The organism is Streptomyces sp. NPDC059003 (assembly GCF_042740445.1).
In the GTDB taxonomy this organism is placed as follows: Bacteria; Actinomycetota; Actinomycetes; order Streptomycetales; family Streptomycetaceae; genus Streptomyces.
Map to the genome: position 1 here is coordinate 1 of NZ_JBHYJH010000414.1, position 2,063 is coordinate 2,063.

The 2,063-nt window shown below is 67.6% G+C and carries 1 protein-coding gene; it reads right to left on the reverse strand.

The window, feature by feature from the left end:
* Nucleotides 1-230: 230 nt before the first annotated feature.
* Nucleotides 231-1,097 (reverse strand): tetratricopeptide repeat protein, encoded by an 867-nt coding sequence (locus tag ACFWZ5_RS46205; RefSeq protein WP_384893287.1) that lies wholly within the window; start codon nucleotides 1,095-1,097, stop codon nucleotides 231-233.
* Nucleotides 1,098-2,063 lie beyond the last annotated feature (966 nt).

A 2,063-nucleotide genomic window follows, 5' to 3' on the forward strand; every position in this document is an offset into this window, starting at 1 on the left:
CTCAGCAGCCCACAACTGAACCAGAAACCACACCAGTTACACCGAAAGCTTTGCAAGCCCCATGACCCTGCTGGGTGATGTGAGGTACGGGGGCAGGCGTGTCGCGCTCCGGAAGTCGGGCGGTGGGTGTAGGTAGACGGTATGGAAGATCCGTGTATTGCCGCTGCGGTCATGCGAGATGCACCTGTCTGTGGGAGCGGGAGGGGCTATGGGGGACGCAGGTGGTTGTTTCAGTGGAGCTGGATGGCGCGGTGGAGGAGAGCGTCGGCGGCGGGGTGGGTGGTGTGGGGACGCAGGAGTTGGCGCATGATGTTGAGGCGGCGGGTGGCGCGGGCTGAGTGGAGGGCAGGGTAGTTGTTGAGGAAGTGCTCCCAGGCGGCGAGTGCTGATTCGAGGTGTCCTCGGCGGAGGTGAGTCTCCGCAAGATAGGCGAGGGTGAGGGCATAGGCACGGCGGCTGGTGGAGGGGCGGGTGCGTAAGGAGGTGGTGAGGGCGGCCAGGGTGCCCGTGTGGTTGTTGAGGGCTGCATGGATGCGGGCTTGTTGGAAGTGGAGGTCGGCAGGGGTGTAATGGGTGAAGGGGCCGGAGGTAGTGGGGTCAGCCTGGCTGTAGAGGTGTTCGGCGGTCTTCAATGCAGTCAGAGCGGGGCGGGTGTGGTGGGTGCGTGCTTCGGCGACGGCGAGCTGGGATTGGATGTAGGCGCGGGTAAGGGCGGGGGCGTGGTGGCGGGCGGTGCAGGCGGCCTGGCGGGCGATGGTGAGAGCTTGCTGGTAGTGGCCGAGTTCGTGGGCATGGGTGGCCATAGCGCGCAGGGCGAGGGCATAGGTGGCGGGGTCGTGGGCGTCTGCGGCCAGGTGGGCTGCAGTGCGGTGGTAGTGCTGGGCGAGGGCATCTTGGAAGTCATCGGCACACATGTTGCCGAGCAGGATGGCCAGCTGGGCGATCCCGGTCAGCAGCTGGCGGTGCACGCTGTCGGTGGCGGGGGCGCTCAGCCAGGCGGTGGCGTCGTGGGCGAGGTAGCATGTGAACGCGGTGCGGGCGTGGCCGCCGCCGTAGAGGGAAGTGGTGCGGGCGAAGAACGCGCCCACCGTGTGCACCGCTTCCACCTCCGAGCGCCCCACCCGTCGGCCATCCGACGGGACGGGGCGGTCTGCGCGTGCTCTGGCACGAGCGGTGAGCTGGGTGAAGTCGGGGAGTGTGAGGGCGGCCAGGCTGTACAGGCCCGCACCGGGTAATTCCTGGTGCCTCGGGCCAACTTCTCTGCGCGTGAGAGCGGACAGCACGCGCACTGGATCCGACTCCCAGGACGTGCCCATCCACCCGGCGGGAGCGTGGGTGAGGCCGGCATCCTGCGCGGTGACGGGCCAGCCCAGGCACCGCCCGAGAGCTTCCACGAGGCAGGCCGCAGCCAGTGCGCGCGGGCGGGTGCCGTGCACCCACCGGGACACCATCGAAGCGTCACAGGCAAGGGTATGGCCGTTCTCCGTGGCTACCGCCCGGACCATGGCCGCGAGCCGCGCGCGGCTGCAGCCCGCCTCGCCGAGCAGCTGTTGTAGCTGATGGTTGGCTATGCGAGGCATCTTCCCTCCCCAAGACGGTCTCCCGCTTCGACCGGGTCGGCCTTCCTCGCTCCCCCACTAGCGTTCTCAAGCGCGCAAACTTGCGGTGGGTAGCGCGGATCCGACGTCCGGCCAGGTAGTAGTGCACTGAGTCTATTCCCGACTGGAGTTCGAGTCCCACCGGGCGGGGCGGCCCGGTGCCGATTTCCAGCTCAGACGACCGACACTGGCACACCGTCCCGACCCACATCCGCACAGCAGGAGGGAGCTGTGGCACCCGCAGCCGATACCGGCGAAACACTGAAGTTCCCCGTTACTCAGGAGCCGCTGATCAGCTGGTCAGGAGGGGCGACGGGTGATCAAGTTCGTTGGTTCGGCCGTCGCGCGCTCGGTATAGTGCTTCTCCTCGAACTCGATGGGGCTGAGAAGCCATCCGCATTCCGAGGGTGAGCGGGTGTGATCGAACAGGGTTCCTGTTCGGGTGATCGTGGCGGCGTCGGCGCA